This is a genomic window from Nitrosomonas mobilis (assembly GCF_900103035.1).
GTDB classification, from domain to species: domain Bacteria; phylum Pseudomonadota; class Gammaproteobacteria; order Burkholderiales; family Nitrosomonadaceae; genus Nitrosomonas; species Nitrosomonas mobilis.
This window is the reverse complement of record NZ_FMWO01000034.1, coordinates 21,348-38,619: the sequence shown is the minus strand read 5'-3', so window position 1 is coordinate 38,619 and position 17,272 is coordinate 21,348. Positions and strand designations below refer to the sequence as shown.

The window sequence follows — 17,272 nt, the reverse complement described above, 5'->3', positions numbered from 1 at the left end:
CTTCTTGCATTAGTCTTCTCGCCTTCCAGCGACTAACCCGATAGCCCAAGGTATTTAGCGCTCGTTTTATCCTGCGACTGCCATAGGTGTAATCGCATGATTTTACAATATTTTGCACAGCATCAAGCAGTTGCCTGTGGTGTAGATCATCCGGACCATTGCGGCGGCGTTGTTCATAGTCATCGTAAGCACTGCGACTCACACCCAATAGCCGGCACAGCAGACCGACCGGGCAGGTCTTTTTCTTTTGGGTGATAAACGAATACTTCACTTCGTTTCTTTCACGAAAAAGACCGCCGCCTCCTTTCGTATTTGCCGCCCCAGCTTTAATTGCTTGTTTTCTATCCTGAGTCGTCGGATTTCTTCCTGCTCCGGTGTCAGCTTCCCATTACCACGGAATGCCTGACCACTAGTATCCGCCTGATTCTCCCTGACCCATCGCCCAAGCATGTTAGCTCTGATTCCCAAGCTTCTGGCCGCCTCCGCTATCGTTAATCCCTCATCCAGTACCAAGCTGATTGCATCCAGTTTGAATTCCTTTGTATAGTGTTTCCTCGGTTCCATTTTTTCCTCCAATTAAGATATCTTCTCTTAACTGGAGTGTCCGGGTCTATTGGACCATATCAGTTTGTCTGTATTTATTAAATAATTACCGCAAAATTTTTGTTTAAGATAGAATGCATGAGACGATCCCTCCAATTAGCGATAATATGTCATTTTAAATTCTGCCGGTGGAAACCTTCTAATTAGTTTCATTAGCCAGCGGTTGCTGAACCAGTCAATCCACTCCAGAGTAACAAATTTCACTTCGCTAATATTGTGCTATGAGCCGCTATGTCAAAAGGCCTCTGTTTTGTATAGTTTATTAACTGTTTCAAGCAGGGCATTGCCGTAAGAATTGTCAGCACAGTCAGCAGAAGTTTGAACATGGACTTCTGTCAAATTTCGTATAACGAATCGACAGATATTGACTGCCATGATCGCTGTGGTGGATTAACTTGTCGGTTTCCTGCCGTCTCATAATGAGTTGTTCCAGCGCATTAGTACCAAATCTGTATGCAATACCCGGCTGACACGCTAGCCAACAATATGTCCGTACAAAAACATCGATAGTAAAAGCCACATAAATATTTTGTCCTAGATAATTGCAAAAGTGATATTCGCAATTCATAGCTGATTTAGGCGAGTCGCTACAAATTGACGATTAATTTTTTTAGCTTTTTTACTGTTGGCCGGCCAAACAATTCATCTGCAATCGTTGCCCAGCACTTTTTACAACAACGTCTAATACTTTGTATTCCAGATTGCCTCCTTCGCGGAGGTTCACTCCAGATGGCCCAGTACGAGTGCACTGTGCGTCACTTGGGAAAGTCACCGGGCTGGGCACGCCACTGGCAGCCGGTACAGCACCGCACAGAATTCAACTCGCCCTGCTTAAAAATCAGGCAGCTCTCTCATAAAAAACAAGGTTTTCTGACGGACACTAAGTAGACTGCTGTTCCACCCAGCACCAGAAATGCAATAAACGACCAGTCGGGAATAGTTAAGGTCAAAAACTGCCAGTCGTTGTCTGCACAATCACCGTTGGCTTCAAACATACCTGGCCACCATTGTGCAAGGGGAAGTGCGTTCAAAAAGGCTTCTTCCGGACTGATGCCGCATTCGAATGCCTGTGGAAAACGTATCAACCATGCTTGCCGACCAGCGGCGACTGCGCCTGACAGTACAAATACGATCATCAATCCACTGTAGATGCGCTGCCCAAGTAATTTCGGGTGGTGGAAGAAGGCAAGCAGTGCAGTCAGACCGATCAGCCAGTAAGCAATACGTTGAAACACGCACAGGGGACACGGCAGTAATTCTTTGACTTCCTGCAGGTAAATGGCATAGCCGATCAGTCCGGCGCATGACAAGAAAATCACTAGATAAATAATTCGCATGGTTTAGTTCTCTTCAGTGAACAATTGGAGTCGTCTGCGCGGAGCTGAGCTTGCGCATGCCGCCTGCGACCAGCTTGTATTCCAGCAGTCGGCATTCCAGCGCACCATTGAATAACGGCGTGCGGCGCGAGGGGCTCAACCGGATCAGTTTGGCAAGCATGGGGTCCGCAGTGAAAAGATACGCACGCCAGTCACGGAATTTTCGTTTGAGCACATCGCCCAGTTTGGGATAAAATTCGAGCAGACTTTGCGCATCACCGACACGCACGCCATAAGGAGGATTGGTCAGCAGGATGCCGGAGGGGGCTGGTGCTGAAATTTCCAGCACATTGGCCTGTTTCAGGCGGACGCAGGCGGTCAACCCGGCATGGTTGAGATTATTGTGTGCGTCGGCCAGTGCATCGCCATATAGATCGCTGCCATAAATATCGTGGAATATGGGTAATTGTTGCTGAGCAATAGCTGCTTGCCTCATCTGCGACCACAGGGCGGCATCGAAAAAACTTAGCTTCTCAAACGCAAAGTGCCGCCCGCTTCCCGGTGCAATACGGCAGGCAATCTGTGCGGCTTCCAGCAGCAGGGTGCCGCTGCCGCACATCGGGTCCAGCAATGGTATGCTCGGAGTCCAGCCGGAGAGCGCCAACAGCCCTGCAGCGAGGTTCTCACGCAATGGCGCTTCTCCATGAGACTGGCGCAAGCCCCGTTTGAACAGGGCTTCACCCGAAGTATCGAGATAGAGCGTCAGCTGGTTTTGTTCGAGGAAAGCGTGAATGCGTATATCGGGATTGGCAGTATCGACGCTCGGGCGCTCGCCACCGTTTCGCCGGAACTGGTCGCAGATGGCATCCTTGATTCTGAGCGTGGCAAAGTCGAGGCTGCGCAGCGGGCTTTTAATCGCGGTCAGGTTGACGCGGATGGAGTGCTGCGATGTGAACCAATCCTGCCACGGAAGGGCATATGTTATTTCATAAATGGTGTTTTCGTTTTGGTAGTTGGCTTTGGCCACTTGCCATAAGATCCGACTGGCGATCCGGCTTTGCAGATTGATACGGTAACAGGCTGCCCAGTCTCCCTGAAAAGCTACGCCGCCCTTCAACGGCTTGCTGGCGGCAATGTTCAGGCGGTTGAGTTCTTCAGCAAGGACGGTCTCTAGCCCGCGCGGGCAGGTGGCGAAAAAATGCTCAGTCATGCGTGAAAATCGTGGCTATATGAGAATTGCTGTATATCGATTATCTGTTGGAGATCATGCCGGTTTGTGCTTCCAGGCGGCATAGGTAAGGAGTAGCCAGGCACTCATGTAGGAAATCCCGCCCAGTGGAGCGATCATACCCAGTCCGCGCATGCCGGTCAGGCTGATGATATAGAGCGTACCTGAAAAAAAGAGGATACCGCTACACATCAGTATTCCGGAAACTTTGAGCGACCGCGAGGATGGCAGGCGGTCGAGCAGCAATCCGACCAGTATCAGTCCCAGCGCATGATAAAAATGGTACTGTACGCCAGTTTGATAATTGGCCAGCATATCGACAGTCAGCTGTGCTTTCAATACATGTGCACCCATGGCGCCGAGCGCGACACAGAGAAAGGCATTGAATGCACCCAGCGCGAGAAAAAAACGGGACATGACGGATTTCACTCCTGGTTATTTGATGGATTTGACAACACTGGCATGAACTCTGCCATGTGCTAGTACTACTTGCACGTTATCTCCAGAACTCACTTGTCGATAATGGCGCAAGACGTCGCCCTGCGCAGTATAGGCGATACTATAGCCACGCGCCAGCACTGCTTGCGGGTCGAGATGCGAGAGTTGTTTTACAAGCCCTGCTATTGAACAGGTTAGGTTTTGCATGCGGTTATTCATGGCGCGCACTAGGCGGGTGGCGAGCTCGAGTTGATAGCGTTTATTTTTTGCTATATCGGGCTGGCTGGCAGAAATGCGTCGCTTCAAGACTTCAATGTGCCATTGATGATTCTCCAGTTGCCTCGCCCCGGCGCGTAGTAATCGCTGTTGGAGCTGTGTTAGGTTGATTTGTTGTTGGTGGATTTTGTCGCCGGGGTGCGTCAGTCGGTGGGCAAACAGGTCAGTGGTCTGCAGACAGGATTCAATTTTGCGTTCCATACTTTGTTGTAAACGATGACGCCACTGGCGCATTGCCTGCTTTATTTCGCTGGTATCAGGGCAGACCAGTTGCGCGGCACCCGTTGGGGTGGGCGCGCGTGCGTCAGCCACAAAATCGGCGATGGTAAAGTCGGTTTCGTGGCCGATACCGGTGACAACCGGAATTGGACAGGCAGCAATTGCAAGCACGACTTTTTCTTCATTGAATGCCCATAAGTCCTCGATCGACCCCCCGCCACGGCAGAGAATGAGCACGTCGCATTCAGCGCGCTGTGCAGCCAGTCGCAAGGCAGCGACGATATTGCCGGCGGCATTTTCACCCTGTACTGGTGTAGGATAAATAATAATCGGAATGGCAGGCATTCGTCGGTGCAGCGTAATCAACACATCCCGAAGTGCGGCGGTATTGGAAGAAGTAATGACCCCGATCTGTTTAGGATATTTTGGTAGTGAACGTTTGAGGATGGTATCAAACAAGCCTTGCTGCCGCAATTTGGTTTTCAGCTGCTCAAATGCTTCAAATAGTCTGCCCAAGCCGGCACGACGCAGGTGTTCGACTGTTAACTGAAAATCTCCGCGTGCTTCATAGAGCGTAACTGATGCTCGCGCTTCTACCCGCATGCCGTCTTCGGGGTGCCAGTCCAGTGTAGTATTTTTATGACGAAACATGACGCAGCGTACTTGTGCATTATCGTCTTTCAGGGAAAAATACCAGTGCCCGGATGGGTAGCGCTTGAAGTTGGAAATTTCGCCAGTTACCCACAATAGCGGAAAGGCCTGTTCAAGAATAAGACGAACATTCTGGTTTAATTCGCTGATATGCCACAGAGTTTTATCTGTTATGGAATCTAGTCTGATATTCATCTTGACATTTATCAATCATCCACAATTTTTTTCAACTGTCACAATATAATAGTGAAATTTCAGAATAAATGCCGACATTAATTAACTATATGTTTTTATGATACAATTTATCGGATTAAAATTTAGGCAATTCAAAAAATAGCATGGATGAATGGGAACTTAGGTACATTGTTCATCATTTATGCACATAGTTATCCACAGATTTTGTGCATAACATTAATGAACAACACAATATTGTGGCGAAATGTGAATTTTTAGAAGCGCTCTTAAAAAAAGTGGTGTAGGAATTCAGTGCAGGACTGATAATGGTCGGATGAGCAGTTACATTTAATAGCACCGTATCGTAACCAAACTTTTAACGATCTGGGAGATTAATGCGTGTTTTCTATCATTCAAGCAGCGGGGTGGCCAATATGGCCAATCATATTAGCTTCAATCATTGCAGTGGGTATTATCGGCGAACGACTGTGGAGTCTGCGTATTGATAAAGTCTCGCCAAGAGATTTATTGCCGAAGGTGTTACAGGAATTTCGTCGAACTGGTGCGCGTACAGAGATGTTTACGCGTTTGCAGGAGCATTCGCCGCTTGGCTCTGTTTTGGCTGCCGGTCTGAAAAATATCGATAGCTCTCGTGAAGTAATGAAGGAGTCGATCGAGGAGGCGGGGCGTGTAGTGGTGCACGAACTGGAGCGATATCTCACTACGCTGGGAACGATTGCTTCATTAAGCCCGTTGATGGGGTTGTTTGGTACCCTGATTGGCATGATCGATATTTTTGGAGCAGGTACACCAACGGGTAGCGATCCGGTGCAGCTTGCCCATGGGATTTCAGTGGCATTATATAATGCGGCCTTCGGCATTCTGGTGGCGATACCCAGCATGATTTTTTACCGGCATTTTCGTGCCAAGGTTGATGCGCTGGTACTGGAAATGGAGTTGCAGGCATTGAAGTTGGTCGAGGTCGTGCATGGTGAGCGGCGAGTGTAGATTATTTAAGGGTCACCGCTTAGGGCTCGTCAATAAATAACTGTTCAGATTGCACCGGATTTTCGTTTACCTTAAAGGCGCGGAAAAGCGCGCATAGTACTTTTCTATGCAAGTCTTCTCGTAACGTCGAAGGTGGACGAAAAGACCAGTAAGATTTGATAGTTATTTATTGACGAGCCCTAAGATCATTTACGCATGTTACATACCATAACAACAGGAATAATATTGCTTGAGGAATAAATGTCAATTTAAGTGGGTTGTTGTATTCCTGTTATTGTCAGGTTGTATCGGATGTGCTTCGATATCGAAGGACGTGCAGCCAACGGATCCTCATGATCCGTATGAGTCATTCAACCGGAAATCCTATCGCTTTACGGATGAGATAGATCGCAGGTATCTGGAACCCATCGCTGATGCCTATTTGGCACATGCACCTGAAGCTGTGCGGCGGCCAGTCAATAATTTTTACCGCAATCTGTCTTACCCGGGTGTGGCGCTGAACAGTTTTCTGCAGGGTAAGGTGCGTCAGGGCATTTCGGATACTTTACGTTTTGTGATCAATACAACGGTCGGGATTTTTGGTCTGGCTGATATGGCAGGGCATATGGGTTTTGCGGAGAATGATGAGGATTTTGGGCAAACACTGGCGGTATGGGGGGTGCATGCAGGCTCCTATACGTTTATTCCAATTTATGGGCCGAGTACGCAGCGTGACGTTGCCGATATCCCCTTCAGCTTTTTTAGCGATGGTATGCTTTTCCTGGCATATGCGCTGAGTGGCCCGGTGTTGGCGCCACTCGCGCTATTGCGCGTTATTGATAAGCGTGCCAGTCTTTCTGGCCCAATGAAAGTGCGAGATCAAAGCGCGCTCGATCCTTATCTTTTTGTTCGTGAGGCTTTTTTGCAGCAGCGCAACTTCCTGATTTATGACGGAAAATTACCCGGCACACTGTACGACCAGTTGCTGCTCGATGAACCTATGATGGATATGGGGGGTAGCCGGAACGATGTTACTCTTCCACACAAAAAATTTTTAATACTCAAAAAATAATCCTGAAGAAATGAAAAAATTTCCAGCATTCCTGTCCGGCTTGTCACAACAAAATATCTTTAAAAAAGCGATTACAGGAATTCATAAAATTAGCTTCCCTAGCCAATGGATGGCTGCCGCCGGACAGATAAAAGCACAAAGAAAAATCAATAGGGGTGCATTGACAAATACGATTACCGAGGCGCGTGCCGCTCTGCTTGGTCTGCAGCAGGAGGATGGCCACTGGTGCTGGCCGCTTGAGGCGGATTGTACGATTCCAGCTGAGTATATCCTGATGATGCATTTCATGGATGAGATTGACCTGACGCTGGAAGCAAAACTGGCGAATTTTATCCGCGTAAAGCAAGTACAGGAGCACGGTGGCTGGTCGCTGTATTACGCAGGTGATTTCGATATGAGTTGCAGTGTGAAATCCTATTATGCATTAAAACTTGCGGGGGATTCGGCTGAAGCTGCACATATGCTGCGCGCGCGAGAGACTATTCTGGCGCATGAGGGTGCGGCGCGTGCAAACGTATTTACCCGTCTAATGCTGGCGATGTTTCAGCAAATTCCTTGGCGCGGCGTGCCTTTCGTACCTGTGGAAATTATGCTGTTACCACGCTGGTTTCCATTTCACTTAAGCAAGATTGCCTATTGGTCGCGTACCGTAAGCGTACCGCTTTCCATACTTTGTTCGCTCAAGGCCAAAGCCGCTAATCCTCGGAAAATAAACATTCAGGAGTTATTTACGGTTCCACCGGAAGAGGAAAAAAATTATTTTCCAATTCGAACCCGGCTAAATCGTGTGCTGCTATATGTTGAACGTCTGGGGTCGATGCTGGAACCCTTGATACCCTCTTTTATTCGTCGCAAGGCATTGCGCCTTGCTGAACAATGGATAATGGAACGGCTGAATGGCAAAGATGGGCTGGGTGCAATTTTTCCGGCAATGATCAATGCTTATGAGGCGCTAGCCTTGCTGGATTATGAATATGCGCACCCTTCCCGGCAAATTTGCCGCAAGGCGTTACGCAATCTGGTGGTCGAGGAAGATGAGCAGGCATGGTGTCAACCATGCGTATCACCCGTGTGGGATACAGTATTGACCTGTCTTGCATTGCAAGAAGGCCATCAGCACATAGATAGCGAACCAGTACAACGTGCGCTCGATTGGCTGGTGCCACTGCAGATTCTGGATGAACCGGGTGACTGGCGTGATCAGCATCCTGACTTACTTGGTGGTGGCTGGGCATTTCAGTACGCCAATCCTCATTATCCGGATTTGGACGATACTGCTGCTGCTGCATGGGCGATGCAACAGGCTGATGCCGATCGTTATCAGGAAAGTCTGAAGCGGGCTGCAGACTGGCTCGCCGGCATGCAGTCGAGCAACGGCGGTTTCGCGGCATTTGACAGCGACAATACCCATTATTACCTGAACGAGATCCCATTTGCAGATCATGGTGCATTGCTTGATCCGCCTTCAAGCGATGTCACAGCGCGTTGTGTCGGTTTTCTTGCCTTGTATGGCGAAGCGCGACATCAACCAGCGATAGCACGGGGTCTGGCATATTTGCTTGCTGAGCAGGAAGCCAGTGGTGCCTGGTTTGGTCGTTGGGGCAGCAACTACATATATGGTACTTGGTCGGTGCTGGAAGCATTACGTTTGGCAAAAGTTGACCTTGATCACGTGGCTGTGCGCCGTGCGGTGCAGTGGTTGAAATCCGTGCAACGTTCGGATGGCGGCTGGGGAGAAAGCAACGATTCCTATCTTGACCCAGGACTGGCTGGGCAGATGCAGGAAAGCACATCATTTCAGACTGCGTGGGCACTACTGGGGCTGATGGCGGCAGGCGAGACAGATAGCCAAGCGGTGCGTGACGGTATCAACCATCTGATTGCTATGCAACAGGTGGATGGACTGTGGCACGAGCCATGGTTTACTGCTCCCGGATTTCCTAGGGTGTTTTATCTTAAATATCATGGTTATTCCAAGTATTTTCCGTTGTGGGCATTGAACCGATACCGTACATTTACCAGTTAGACCGGCGAGTGAAACGTATTGGAATCGTGGTTGCCATGCAGGCGGAAGCCAGATGCATTGCCCGGCAACATTTCCAACTCTATCAACCTATAGCTGTTCGTGACAAACTGATCGTCACATTATGCGGTATGGGTGCGCAGGCAGCATGGCGTGCTGCTGCTGAGCTTGTCGATCAGCATGGTGTGGTTGCACTGATCAGTTTTGGGGTGGCAGGTGCTTTGGATGCGCGTTTGCATTCCGGTGACTTGGTGGTGCCAATATCGGTGATTAACGAACAAGTTTATGCGACCAATGGCAGTTTGCGTGCAAACCTCGTGCGCCGTTTGTCTGGTGATGTAAATGTTATTGATAGTCCTTTAGCGGGTAGTGAACAAGTCCTGACGTCCGAGCAGGAGAAACTTGCTCTGGCCATCAGAACAGGTGCCTGTGCAGTGGATATGGAAAGTGGCGCGATTGCCACGGTGGCAGTGGATAGGAATATTCCATTTATTGCTGTGCGCGCGATTACTGATCCGGTGCAGTATTCGCCTCCAGCGGTCTTGCTGGGTGCACTGCATGTGGATGGTCGTGTCAAACCGCTATCTTTGTTGGTGCTGCTAATACGGCGGCAAGTCCACTTGACAGAGCTTTTGCGTCTGGGTGGCGGGATGCGAGCAGCCAGCGCAACCCTTAAAACCGCCATCCGGCAAATAGAAACTTTGCTGGATTAAAGCAGGCGTTGCAGGTCACCGCGACCGAATCCCCGCAGTGGTAAATCAAGCGACTTGTTGAACGCGATGACCTTAAATAATTCCCCCATTTCTGCCGGACTCACCAGGCGCTGTACCTGATTGGCGAGAGGCAAATAGCTGCCTGGCTGATCGGCGGGTGCGTGTGCCAGCAGGTCAGTGATCCCGCAGTTGATCAGAAAATGTGCCTGGGTGGTGTAGCCCTGGAGCTGCAAGCCTTCTGCCAGCGCCATTTCAGCTACCGCAGAAAAATCCACATGGGTGGTAATATCCTGCAGACCAGGTAGAAAAAAAGGGTCATTATGTGCATGGTGGCGATAATGACACATCAAGGTGCCCTGGTTGCGTTGCGGATGATAATATTCCCGCTCGCCAAAACCATAATCAATCAGCAACATAGTGCCTTGTCGCAACCGTTCTGCCAGTGAACGAATTAATAGGCGATTGGCCAGACTGATTTCACTGAGGTAACAATCGCCCGTTACTTCCCAATCTTGAGCTGGCGGAAGTTGGCGCGCAATTTTCAGTAATACTTCGTCGATCAGTGGTCGGGGTTGCCAGATAAATTGATGGTCATACCAGGCAACGCCCTGTTCAAAAATATTGCCGTCCTGCCAGATCACCAGATGCACTGGTGTGGCATCCAATACTTCATTGGCAAGTATCAGTCCATCGAACCGCTCCGGCAAGGTGCTCAGCCAGTGCACCCGCTGTGCGAGATGTGGCAGGCGTTGTTCGATGGTTATTTGCTGACGCTGTCGTAGCTCCGCACTGACTTCGAGTATGTTGTAATAGATAGGTAACTGACCGAGCTGTTCAAGTGCTAATAGCATGTCTACTGCCAGCTTGCCTGATCCCGCGCCTAACTCCAGAATTGAGCCATGCGGGATTTCTGCCAATATTTGAGCAGCCTGTTGCGCAAGCGTTTGGCCAAATAGCGAGGATATCTCTGGTGCCGTCACAAAATCACCGGACTCGCCAAATTTGGCCATGTCTGCGCTGTAATAGCCCATTCCGGGCATATACAGCACAGTTTGCATGTAGTCCGCAAAAGATAGCCAGCCACCAGCACGAATAATCTGTTCCCGTAGCAGGGTGGTTAACGTATCGCTGTGTTTGCGTGCGAGCGGATCAGGTAAGGGTAAATTCATTACGGTTTTACGTCAGTATGGTAGATTGCAGATCAGGAGTGTAGCGCAAGCGAGGAAATAAAACGTGAAAGATAAGGTCGTACTGGTGACGGGTGGCGCTAGACGTGTCGGTGCAGCGATTTGCCGCTGGCTTCATCAGCGTGGTGCCAGGGTGGTGATCCATTATCGCTCATCCTGTTCCGAGGGGCAGCGCCTGCGACATGAGCTAGAGCAATCACGGCGATCATCTGCAGCATTAGTACAGGCGGATTTGCTGGACATGGCGCAGATTTCAGCATTGGTTGATGATGCGGCACGACAGTTTGGTCAACTAGATGCGCTGGTTAATAATGCTTCCAGTTTTTTTTCAACCCCGATCGGCGTATGTGATGAGTTTGCCTGGCAGGAGCTGATCGGCAGCAATCTCAAGGCGCCATTATTTCTGTCACAGGCAGCTGCGCCCTTTCTCAGGCGGCAACAAGGCTGTATTGTCAATATCGTGGATATCCACGCCGAATATCCTTTAAAGCATTACGCAATTTACAATGCGGCCAAGGGTGGTCTCGCCAGTCTGACGCGTTCTTTGGCGGTGGATCTTTCACCACAAATCCGTGTCAATGGCGTGTCACCTGGGCCAATTCTGTGGCCGGAGGCCGGCGAATGGCAGGATGAAGCGGTACGTAATTCCATTATTGATAGAACCTTGTTGCAGCGTATGGGAGAACCGGAGGATATTGCCCGCACGGTATCCTTTTTGATTGAGGATGCGCCCTATATTACGGGGCAGATCATTGCCGTCGATGGCGGGCGCAGTATTAATCTGTAATCAGATATAGAATTCACTGCAGATTGCTGCCAACCAAGCCGATATTAAGGTGCTCTTAATTATATTCAGAATGGACGCCCGGTGCTTGGCATTTTCCGATCGACCACTGTTTTTCAGTCAAGGCGAACATCTCTTCCATTCTAACGGGTTTGCCAAAGTAATATCCTTGCAGGGCTTTACAGCCAAAATGCTTCAATGCCTGCGCCTGTTCGAGTGTTTCGACACCTTCGGCAGTCAGATTGAAGCCAAGATTTCTGGATAATGAAATAATTGCGCGTACGATTGCCAGGCTGTCTTTGTCATCCAGCAAGCCATGAACAAAACTTTGATCAACCTTGATATTGTTAATAGGCAGACGCTTGAGATAACTCATTGATGAATAGCCAGTTCCAAAATCATCCAATGTAATCTGGATGTTGTGCTTGCGTAATGTGTTGAGTGTAGTAACGGTATTATTAGTATGGTCCATCAACGCGCTTTCCGTGATCTCCAGGATCAGCTTGTCGGGGGGGAAACCAGTCTGTGCCAGAATATCGAAAACCGTTCTGAGGAGATTGGGATTATTAAACTGCACCGGTGAGAGGTTCACCGCAACCTGCAGAGTTAGTCCAGCCTGCATCCACTGTACTGCTTCAGTGCAGGCGGTCCGTAGTATCCATTCTCCCAGAGGAATGATCAGACCTGTTTCCTCTGCGCCTGGAATAAAATCCAATGGCAAAATCAGTCCTTGTTGCGGATGCAGCCAGCGCACCAGTGCTTCTACCGAGCAAATACGTTCACTGGCAATGTCGAACTGTGGCTGGTAGAGAAGATGAAACTCCTGATTGCATAACGCATTACGCAGGTCATTTTCCAGATTTAACCGTTTCTCCGCTTGTCGCGTGAGTGAGGCGCTGTAAAACTGGCAATTGTCCCGCCCCTCATTTTTGGCATGATACATGGCGGTGTCCGCATGCTTGAGTAGGTCTTCACTGCTTTCACCATCATCGGGATAGAGTGCGATGCCGATGCTGGTAGTTAACACCACATCACGTTTATCCAGATGAAACGGGCGACGCATGGTGGTATGAATCCTTTGTGCCAGCAACAAGGCATCTTCAACACGCGCCAGATTGGGAATAATAGCAGTGAATTCATCTCCGCCGAGCCTTGACAACTCAATGCTGGATTCATTAGCGCTATTACGCGAGACAAAATCCGAAAAACGAGTACTGTCCCTGAGGCGATCGGCCGTCCATTCCAGAATCAGATCGCCGGCATTATGTCCTAGTGCGTCATTGATACTTTTGAACCCATCCAGATCAAGAAACAGTACGGCCAATCTGCTTTGGGTATGTTTGGCACGTTCAATCTCCTGCTTCAAGCGTTCCTGAAAGGATTGGCGATTGGGTAGTCCGGTCAGGCTATCAAAGTAGGCAAGCTGGGTGATGCGCCGTTCCGCATCCTTGCGTTCGGTAATATCACGAACCAGGCAAAGTGTTTCACTGTTATCGATAGTCACGATTCGACACTCGAAATAGTTAGTAACGTCCTGTGCCACCTTAAGTTGATATTCAAAAAGCTCTGCTTGACAAAGTTTGCGTGCTGTATCAATTGCTTCCAGATACAGCTGGACGATATTAGCTGGCATAGTTTGCTGTAGAGAGCTGCCCGCACTAGTACCTAACCAGCAGGCATGGCTGCAATGGCTGAGGACATCGCAGATGTTGCCCTGGTTATCCAGAATGAACATGGTATCGGGCAGGGCGCTGAGGATGGCTTTGCTGCGCGCATTCGCAGTTTTTAGCGCGAGCAGATTCAGATAAGCGCGTTTCATGTACAGGATATGATAGCCAATCAGATTCCAGTTGATTGGCTTGGAGATGAAATCGGTTGCGCCTATCTCAAAGGCATGGTTGATTGACTGCACATCATCCATACCGGTTACCATGATGATTGGCAACTCATCTCCTGCCAGCTGGCGTAATTGCAGGCAAGTCTGATAGCCATCCATACCGGGCATTTCGACATCGAGCATGACCATGTCGATGGGAAATGCTGCAAATTGATGCATTGCCTCTTCTCCATCACAGGCTAATATCACTCTGAAACCAGCCTGTTCCAGAGCTGCCTGCATCAGATACCTGGCGGTTATATCATCATCTGCTAGCAGGACATTGAAAATTTTTGAGGTCATGGCTGGTCAATTATTTTATGAATCTCCATGATAACCTGTTGATAGTGGTGTTGCATGTTTGTCTGTAGCAATGCTGCCTCATCGATATTTCCGGCTCGCCCATATGCTTCCAGCTGTCTGAAAATTACGGATAAGCTTTCAGCACCAATATTTGCTGAGCTGGATTTTAAAGTATGCGCTGCTCGACGCAGACTGTCCGCATCCTGACGGATGATGGCCCGCTCAAGCTGGTGCACGTAATCACCAGTTGATTCGAGAAAAGCGCCGAGAATTTTGTGAAGTAGTGTTTGTTCGTCAGAGGTATCGAGTACGCGAATCTGATCCAGTAATACCGGATTAAGTATGGGCGGATTATTTACTGCAGGCGCAGACTTTGGCGTAGTTTCAGCAATGTTCACACTGTCAGTATCTAGCGGATTCAGTTTGTCTTGTGGCAACCAGCGCAGAAGTTTGTTTCGTAGTTGCTCCAGTGTATACGGTTTGGAGAGAAAATCATCCATTCCGGCATTCAGGCAGTCGATACGATCATTTTCTGTAGCATTGGCAGTCAGTGCGATAATCGGCAAGTGTGATCGCGCCTGGTATTGCTCGCGAATGTGTGCGGTTGCGGTGAAACCATCCATTACTGGCATCTGGCAATCCATGAGAATGATATCGTAATGGTGATCTCGAAGGAGATCGAGCGCTTCCATGCCATTGTTGGCAATTACCGTTTCCAAACCAAATTTTGCCAGCATGGCCTTGGCAACCTGCTGGTTGACGATGTTGTCTTCGGCCAGCAGAATCTTTCCGCGTAGGATGAAGGGTATTGTTGAAATCGGTATCGCTGGTTCGACAGTAATGGGGGCGTCAGGGTGCTGACGCATGACATCACTGATGACTTCAAATAGCTCTAGCTGGCGAATTGGTTTGTTGACGCAGTGAGAAATATCGGCTTGTTGCCTTTCAAGCTGGTTGGCGTTACTGTAGGTGGAGGTGAGTGCTATCATCCGGATTGAGTTGATTCGCGAGTCTGCATGAATTGCCTCGGCGAGCTGCAAGCCATCCATTCTGGGCATAAGCATGTCAAGTACCGCTAGCTGGAAGGGCTGACTGGCTTTCCACGCCTCAATCAAGGATATCAATGCAGACTCGCCCCCGTCCGCACAGATAACCTGCATGCGCCAGCTTTTGAGCTGCAGCTGTAGAATTTCACGGTTGGTTTTGTTGTCATCGACCACCAGTACTTTGATCCCCTGTAAGTTCTCGGTATTCCAGGAGGGGATATTCTCCAGCCTGGATTTCCCCATCTGGAGATCAATACTAAATTTGGAACCTTTTCCTGGTGTACTTTCAACCTGGATGTTGCCTTTCATCAATTCCAGTAAACTCTTGCAGATGGGCAGCCCAAGTCCAGTTCCGCCAAATTGGCGTGTAGTGGAGCCATCAGCCTGTGAAAAATGCTTGAAAATCTTGTCGTGATATTCAGCAGGAAAACCGATGCCCGTATCTTCTACTGAAACGCGGATAGCTGAGCAGTCAGCGGTTTTATCCAGCAGTTCGGCGCGAATGACGACTTCACCATAAGCTGTAAATTTGATGGCGTTACTCAACAGGTTGGCAAGAATCTGGCGCAAGCGGAATGAATCGCCTTTTACCGGGAATGATCGCACTGGTGGAATAAACTGCACCGCCAGTTCCAAACCTTTTTCATCAGCAGGTTGAGCAAACATAACAATTGTGTCTTCAATCAGCTTCACCAGATCAAAATCAATAATTTCCAGCTCAAGATGTCCGGATTCGATTTTGGAGAAATCGAGAATGTCGTTGATAATTCCTAGAAGATGCTGTCCTGAGTTTTGTACGGTTTGCGCAAAGCGGCGCTGATTATCGGTTAATTTACTATTGAGCAGCAACTCGGACATTCCTAGAATACCGTTCATGGGCGTGCGGATTTCATGGCTCATGGTGGCGAGAAATTCACTTTTGGCTTTACTAGCGGATTCTGCTGCTTCCTTGGCATGAACTAACTCTTCAGTACGTTTGTCCACTTCCTCTTCAAGATGATCGAGATGGCTGGCGAGCTTCAGATCACGTTCGCGCAGCATTGCCAGCATATTATTGAAACCTTCAGCGAGTGTATTCAATTCCGAGATGTTGCTGGATTGTGCGCGAATGGCATAATCAGCATAATCCGAGACATGCGTGATTACTGCTGAAAGATGCTTGAGAGGATTGAGTACGGACCGATTCAGCCGTTGCAGAAGGAAATATGCAACAACAAGAGCGAACAACGCAGCTACCATGGTGATGGCGGCTTGCCACAATATCTGCCAATATAGTGGTAATAAGGTAGCTTGCAGATAAATGCTTCCCAGCAGTTGATCGTTAAAGTAGATGGGTTGCGTAATTGTAATGAATTGAGTATTGGTATATGTGCTTTTCTGGAGAGAAGATAATCTATCCGGAATCAGGGCTTCGCCCGACGTGTATTGAGCAAAGGGTTGCCTGGCATCATTGTAAATGACGGCAGCCTGGATTTCCCGGGTGTTGCTAAGGGATTCCAGCAGTGTCTGCGCGGTGACGGTATCCTGAAACATCAACGTGGCAATCGCATTTTCCGCTAGAATTTTTGCGGTTGAGCGACTGGATTCCAGCAACGATAAGTAGCTGATGACAAAACTGCTCAGAATGATGATGATAGCCACCAGCGACATCGCTGTGCCTTGTGTAATCAGATTGATTTGCTGCAATCTGGTACGTAAAGTCATCTTGTCTGGTTTTATCTGTCTCATTGCGAATAGATTTTCTTGGCGAAACGCAGCAACTGTGAGCTGAAGCTTAGGCCAACTGCTTCGGCTGCGGCGGGGTTGGCTTCAAAGGTAATTTTGCCGCCTTTGATAGCCATATTGAGCGCCACCCCTTTTTGGCAGACATCTGGTGAGTCGGCAACGGTCAGAATCGGTTTGTCTTTCAATACATCGAGAATATCGTCCAGATTGGCGATTTCAGATCGACTGATGAACACAAGATGACAATTATCGCGTTTATTCAGGGATTGTTTAAATAAGATATGGATCGGGCGATCGGCAATTTTCTTGTCCTGCAGATTTTCCAGGTGACCGTTAAACGGATTTGACCCATAAATACAGATGTTGAAGGTTGGTTGATCATCCTGCGGCCATTGCGTGAAGGTCGCAAAATTGTAAAGAAATGCTGTTTTCAAACGGTATTCAGATAACTGCTCTGCATGGGCCGATGGCATATAGCTGACGAGCATGAGTCCGCACAGCAGATTCACGGATACGCAGGCGAAAATGGCATGTCGGGCTTGTCTGTTTAGCTGCCTGTTACTTGCATATATCAGGAGTAACCATAGCAGCGACAGGCATAATGGTTTGAATAATGTCATGAACCTTCGAGAGGGCTAGACATTGTAACAG

At 48.8% G+C, this 17,272-nt stretch carries 13 protein-coding genes and 1 pseudogene; 5 read left to right on the top strand and 9 right to left on the bottom strand.

The features are described from left to right. The 5 genes and pseudogenes from NSMM_RS03530 to xseA form a co-directional block, all read right to left on the bottom strand. A pseudogene (locus tag NSMM_RS03530) lies at nucleotides 1-564 on the bottom strand (transposase); the annotation flags it as partial. A gap of 890 nt (nucleotides 565-1,454) precedes the next feature. Beyond that, on the bottom strand, nucleotides 1,455-1,940 hold the full coding sequence (locus NSMM_RS03525) for a disulfide bond formation protein B (RefSeq protein ID WP_090284686.1): 486 nt from the start codon (nucleotides 1,938-1,940) through the stop codon (nucleotides 1,455-1,457). Between the two features lie 13 nt (nucleotides 1,941-1,953). Beyond that, the gene (locus NSMM_RS03520) at nucleotides 1,954-3,129 is read right to left on the bottom strand and encodes a THUMP domain-containing class I SAM-dependent RNA methyltransferase (protein ID WP_090284684.1); all 1,176 of its coding nucleotides are present in this window, start codon (nucleotides 3,127-3,129) and stop codon (nucleotides 1,954-1,956) included. Nucleotides 3,130-3,183: 54 nt separating this feature from the next. Then, nucleotides 3,184-3,564 carry a DUF423 domain-containing protein gene (locus NSMM_RS03515; protein WP_090284682.1) on the bottom strand — a complete coding sequence of 127 codons (381 nt, stop codon included), beginning with the start codon at nucleotides 3,562-3,564 and terminating at the stop codon, nucleotides 3,184-3,186. A gap of 18 nt (nucleotides 3,565-3,582) precedes the next feature. Further along, nucleotides 3,583-4,926 carry an exodeoxyribonuclease VII large subunit gene (gene xseA / locus NSMM_RS03510; RefSeq protein WP_090284680.1) on the bottom strand — a complete coding sequence of 448 codons (1,344 nt, stop codon included), beginning with the start codon at nucleotides 4,924-4,926 and terminating at the stop codon, nucleotides 3,583-3,585. Between the two features lie 378 nt (nucleotides 4,927-5,304). Here xseA and NSMM_RS03505 point away from each other — a divergent pair, with 378 nt between their 5' ends. The 4 genes from NSMM_RS03505 (at nucleotide 5,305) to NSMM_RS03490 (ending at nucleotide 9,700) form a co-directional block, all read left to right on the top strand. Then, nucleotides 5,305-5,913 (top strand): MotA/TolQ/ExbB proton channel family protein, encoded by a 609-nt coding sequence (locus NSMM_RS03505; RefSeq protein ID WP_090284678.1) that lies wholly within the window; start codon nucleotides 5,305-5,307, stop codon nucleotides 5,911-5,913. A gap of 313 nt (nucleotides 5,914-6,226) precedes the next feature. After that, nucleotides 6,227-6,964: an MlaA family lipoprotein gene (locus NSMM_RS03500; protein ID WP_245654664.1), complete on the top strand. Its 738-nt coding sequence runs from the start codon at nucleotides 6,227-6,229 to the stop codon at nucleotides 6,962-6,964. A 10-nt stretch (nucleotides 6,965-6,974) separates the two neighbouring features. Beyond that, entirely contained in the window at nucleotides 6,975-8,990 is a 2,016-nt protein-coding gene (gene shc / locus NSMM_RS03495) for a squalene--hopene cyclase (RefSeq protein ID WP_245654663.1), read from the top strand. Between the two features lie 8 nt (nucleotides 8,991-8,998). Beyond that, the gene (locus tag NSMM_RS03490) at nucleotides 8,999-9,700 is read left to right on the top strand and encodes a phosphorylase family protein (protein ID WP_090284674.1); all 702 of its coding nucleotides are present in this window, start codon (nucleotides 8,999-9,001) and stop codon (nucleotides 9,698-9,700) included. Here the strand turns inward: NSMM_RS03490 and NSMM_RS03485 are convergent. Next, nucleotides 9,697-10,869, bottom strand: a complete 1,173-nt coding sequence (locus NSMM_RS03485) for a class I SAM-dependent methyltransferase (RefSeq protein ID WP_090284672.1) — start codon at nucleotides 10,867-10,869, stop codon at nucleotides 9,697-9,699. The genes NSMM_RS03490 and NSMM_RS03485 overlap by 4 nt on opposite strands. Before the next feature lie 64 nt (nucleotides 10,870-10,933). Between NSMM_RS03485 and NSMM_RS03480 the strand changes: the two genes are divergently transcribed. Continuing rightward, nucleotides 10,934-11,674 carry a pteridine reductase gene (locus NSMM_RS03480; protein ID WP_090284670.1) on the top strand — a complete coding sequence of 247 codons (741 nt, stop codon included), beginning with the start codon at nucleotides 10,934-10,936 and terminating at the stop codon, nucleotides 11,672-11,674. Between the two features lie 55 nt (nucleotides 11,675-11,729). Here NSMM_RS03480 and NSMM_RS03475 read toward each other — a convergent pair whose 3' ends face one another. Genes NSMM_RS03475 through NSMM_RS03465 form a run of 3 tightly spaced genes read right to left on the bottom strand, consistent with a single transcriptional unit; the run spans nucleotide 11,730 to nucleotide 17,241 of the window. Then, the gene (locus tag NSMM_RS03475; RefSeq protein WP_090284668.1) at nucleotides 11,730-13,850 is read right to left on the bottom strand and encodes an EAL domain-containing protein; all 2,121 of its coding nucleotides are present in this window, start codon (nucleotides 13,848-13,850) and stop codon (nucleotides 11,730-11,732) included. After that, the gene (locus NSMM_RS03470) at nucleotides 13,847-16,624 is read right to left on the bottom strand and encodes a response regulator (protein ID WP_090284666.1); all 2,778 of its coding nucleotides are present in this window, start codon (nucleotides 16,622-16,624) and stop codon (nucleotides 13,847-13,849) included. The genes NSMM_RS03475 and NSMM_RS03470 overlap by 4 nt, the downstream gene beginning before the upstream one ends. Next, nucleotides 16,621-17,241, bottom strand: a complete 621-nt coding sequence (locus NSMM_RS03465) for a YfiR family protein (RefSeq protein WP_245654662.1) — start codon at nucleotides 17,239-17,241, stop codon at nucleotides 16,621-16,623. The genes NSMM_RS03470 and NSMM_RS03465 overlap by 4 nt, the downstream gene beginning before the upstream one ends. Nucleotides 17,242-17,272 lie beyond the last annotated feature (31 nt).

What these genes read in the sequence shown, in the direction of transcription:
- NSMM_RS03475 (WP_090284668.1), bottom strand. Translation starts at nt 13,850, where the DNA reads ATGACCTCAAAAATTTTCAATGTCCTGCTAGCAGATGATGATATAACC.
- NSMM_RS03465 (WP_245654662.1), bottom strand. Translation starts at nt 17,241, where the DNA reads ATGACATTATTCAAACCATTATGCCTGTCGCTGCTATGGTTACTCCTG.
- NSMM_RS03470 (WP_090284666.1), bottom strand. Translation starts at nt 16,624, where the DNA reads ATGAGACAGATAAAACCAGACAAGATGACTTTACGTACCAGATTGCAG.
- NSMM_RS03515 (WP_090284682.1), bottom strand. Translation starts at nt 3,564, where the DNA reads ATGTCCCGTTTTTTTCTCGCGCTGGGTGCATTCAATGCCTTTCTCTGT.
- NSMM_RS03520 (WP_090284684.1), bottom strand. Translation starts at nt 3,129, where the DNA reads ATGACTGAGCATTTTTTCGCCACCTGCCCGCGCGGGCTAGAGACCGTC.
- NSMM_RS03525 (WP_090284686.1), bottom strand. Translation starts at nt 1,940, where the DNA reads ATGCGAATTATTTATCTAGTGATTTTCTTGTCATGCGCCGGACTGATC.
- xseA (WP_090284680.1), bottom strand. Translation starts at nt 4,926, where the DNA reads ATGAATATCAGACTAGATTCCATAACAGATAAAACTCTGTGGCATATC.
- shc (WP_245654663.1), top strand. Translation starts at nt 6,975, where the DNA reads ATGAAAAAATTTCCAGCATTCCTGTCCGGCTTGTCACAACAAAATATC.
- NSMM_RS03485 (WP_090284672.1), bottom strand. Translation starts at nt 10,869, where the DNA reads ATGAATTTACCCTTACCTGATCCGCTCGCACGCAAACACAGCGATACG.